Origin of the sequence: Burkholderia sp. Ac-20384, assembly GCF_017104605.1 — a bacterium.
GTDB lineage: Bacteria > Pseudomonadota > Gammaproteobacteria > Burkholderiales > Burkholderiaceae > Burkholderia > Burkholderia lata.
Map to the genome: position 1 here is coordinate 1 of NZ_JAAGPE010000546.1, position 3,079 is coordinate 3,079.

At 69.4% G+C, this 3,079-nt stretch carries 3 protein-coding genes; all 3 read left to right on the forward strand.

Features of this window, described 5'->3' with window-relative positions:
* Window positions 1-6 precede the first annotated feature (6 nt).
* Window positions 7-1,683 carry a methyl-accepting chemotaxis protein gene (locus G3O00_RS41425; RefSeq protein WP_011355901.1) on the forward strand — a complete coding sequence of 559 codons (1,677 nt, stop codon included), beginning with the start codon at window positions 7-9 and terminating at the stop codon, window positions 1,681-1,683.
* Window positions 1,680-2,192, forward strand: coding sequence for a chemotaxis protein CheW (locus tag G3O00_RS41430; RefSeq protein WP_206146465.1), 513 nt, complete (start codon window positions 1,680-1,682; stop codon window positions 2,190-2,192). The genes G3O00_RS41425 and G3O00_RS41430 overlap by 4 nt, the downstream gene beginning before the upstream one ends.
* A partial coding sequence (locus tag G3O00_RS41435; protein WP_206146466.1) for a protein-glutamate O-methyltransferase CheR occupies window positions 2,189-3,079 on the forward strand: 891 nt, incomplete at its 3' end. The genes G3O00_RS41430 and G3O00_RS41435, both read left to right, overlap by 4 nt.

Genomic DNA, 3,079 nt, shown 5'->3' on the forward strand with positions numbered 1-3,079 from the left:
TCGAACATGGCCACCGTGACGCCCCGCGCGACCAATGAAAGCCTGCATCCGACGATCGGCGCTGCCCGGCTGACGCTCGGCAATCGCATCCTGCTCAGCTTCGGCGTGCTGTTCGTGCTGATGCTGGTGACAGCCGGCGTGTCCTACGAGCGCCTGCGCGCGATCAACAGCGAAGCCGTCAGCATCGAGCGCGACTCGCTGCCCGGCGTCTACCTCGCGTCGTCGCTGCGCGGTTCGGTCAACGAATCGTTCACGCTGCTGCAGCAGGCGACCTTCGTCGACACCGAGGCCGAAACCGTGCAGCGCGATCTCGCGAAGATCTCCGACGCGCTGAAGGACATCGAATCGCTGTCGGTCGACTACCAGAGCACGACGTTCCGCGACGACGACCGGCAGCGCTTCGCGGCGTTCCGCGGCGCGTACGACCGCTACGTGCCGCTGCTGAACGAAGCCGTGCAGAAGAGCCGCGTATCGCGCGAGGAGGCCGTCGCCGCATACGCGAAAACGCTGCCCGCGTGGACCGAGGTCGTGCGCAACGCGAACGTGCTGGTGCAGGAAAACCGCAAGTTCGCCGAGCAATCCGCGAAGCTGATCCGCGAATCCGTGCAGGACACCGAAGTCGTGCTCGCGGTCGCGGTGGCGTTCGTGCTGCTGTCCGCGCTCGGTCTCGGCTACGTGCTGTACCGTTCGGTGACCGTACCGATGGCGCGGCTCGTCGAGGTGCACGACGTGATGCGCACCGGCAACCTGACGCACCGCCTCGACCTGCGTCGCCGCGACGAATTCGGCACGCTCGAGACGGGCTTCAACCGGATGGCCGACGAGCTGACCGAGCTCGTCGCACGCGCGCAGCAGTCGTCGCTGCAGGTGACGACGTCGGTGGCCGAGATCGCGGCGACGTCGCGCGAGCAGCAGGCGACCGCGAACGAAACTGCGGCGACGACGACCGAGATCGGCGCGACATCGCGCGAGATCTTCGCGACGTCGCGCGACCTGCTGCGCACGATGAACGAAGTGGCCGGCGTGGCCGAGCAGTCGGCGACGCTCGCGGGCGTGAGCCAGAGCGGGCTCACGCGGATGGGCGAGACGATGCGCAGCGTGATGGACGCGGCCGGTTCGGTGAACGCGAAGCTCGCGATCCTCAACGAGAAGGCGCTGAACATCAACCAGGTGGTGGCGACGATCACCAAGGTGGCCGACCAGACCAACCTGCTGTCGCTGAACGCGGCGATCGAGGCCGAGAAGGCCGGCGAGTACGGCCGCGGCTTCGCGGTCGTCGCGACCGAGATCCGCCGCCTCGCCGACCAGACGGCGGTGGCGACCTACGACATCGAGCAGACGGTGAAGGAAATCCAGTCGGCGGTGTCGGCGGGCGTGATGGGGATGGACAAGTTCTCCGAGGAAGTGCGCCGCGGCATGCTCGACGTGCAGCAGGTCGGCGGGCAGCTGTCGCAGATCATCGCCGAGGTGCAGACGCTCGCGCCGCGCTTCCAGATGGTCAACGAAGGGATGCAGACGCAGGCGAACGGCGCCGAGCAGATCACGCAGGCGCTGTCGCAGCTGTCGGAGGCCGCGCAGCAGACGGCCGAGTCGCTGCGCCAGTCGTCGCAGGCGATCGACGACCTGACGCTCGTCGCGAATCAGTTGCGCACCAGCGTGTCGCGCTTCAAGGTCGACGCGTGACGCGCGCCGACCCGCAGAACGGCGCCCACGCGCTGTTCCTGATGTTCGAGCTCGACGGCGAACGCTATGCGCTCGACGCAGCCGGCATCGACGAGGTGCTGCCGCTCGCGGTCACGAAGGCCGTGCCCGGCGCACCCGACTGGATCGCCGGGCTGCTGATGCGCGGCGGCCAGCCGGTGCCGGTAATCGACGTGCCGATGCTGGCGCTCGGGCGCCGCGCGCATGCGTTGCGCTCGACGCGGCTCGTGATGGTCCGCTACCGCGCGGACGAAGCGGGCGGCGAGCGCACGATCGGGCTGATCGTCGAGCGTGCGACGCAGACGATGCGGATCGACCGCGCGGCGTTTCGGTCGAGCGGCATTTCGACCGCGCGCACGCGCTGGCTCGGGCCGGTCGCGAATACGCCCGACGGCGTCGTGCAGCAGGTATCGGTGTCCGACCTGATCGACGACGTCGCGCGCCTGTATCTGTTCGACGGCCTGCCGGGCCACGGGGGAGAGTCCGCATGAAAGAGTCCGAATCGCGATTTCGCGGCTGGCTGCTGCGCGAGACCGGCATCGACCCCGATTCGCTCGGTAACGATTTCCTGACCCGTGCGCTGACGGAACGCGTGCACGCGCTGCAGGCGGACGGCGAGCGCCTGCCGTCGGCGGCGCGGCCGCCCGTGACGCAGGACGCGCTCGACGCCTACTGGCAGCAGCTCAACGCGTCGGCCGATGAAAGGCGGGCGCTGATCGAGCTGTTCGTCGTGCCCGAGACCTGGTTCTTCCGCGACCGCGAGGCCTTCGCGACGCTCGTGCGGCTCGCGACGGAACGGCTCGCCGCGCTGCCCGGCCGGGTGATCCGTGTGCTGAGCGCGCCGTGCTCGACGGGCGAAGAGCCGTATTCGGCGGCGATGGCGCTGCTCGACGCGGGGCTCGACCCGGCCAGCTTCACGATCGACGCGATCGACCTCAGCGCGCGTGCGATCGAGCAGGCGCGGCTCGGCTGCTACGGGCGCAATGCGTTTCGCGGCACCGCGACGGAGTTTCGCGCGCGGCACTTCACGCCGACCCGCGACGGCTGGCTGCTCGACGAGCGCGTGCGCGCGTGCGTGCAGTTCAGTCAGGCGAACCTCGTCGAACCGGCCGTGGATACCGGCATTCGCTACGATTTCGTGTTCTGCCGCAACGTGCTGATCTACTTCGATCGCGACGCGCAGGATCGCGTGATCCGCTCGCTCGACGAGCGTCTGGCCGACGACGGCATGCTGTTCGTCGGGCCGGCCGAAACGGGCGTCGCGATGCGGCACGGGATGCGCTCGGCCCGCGTGCCGCTGGCATTCGCGTTTCATCGCGAACCCGCCGGCGCGGCGGCCGACGTATTCGCGGCCCGGCCGGCGGCACCGCTGTCGGCG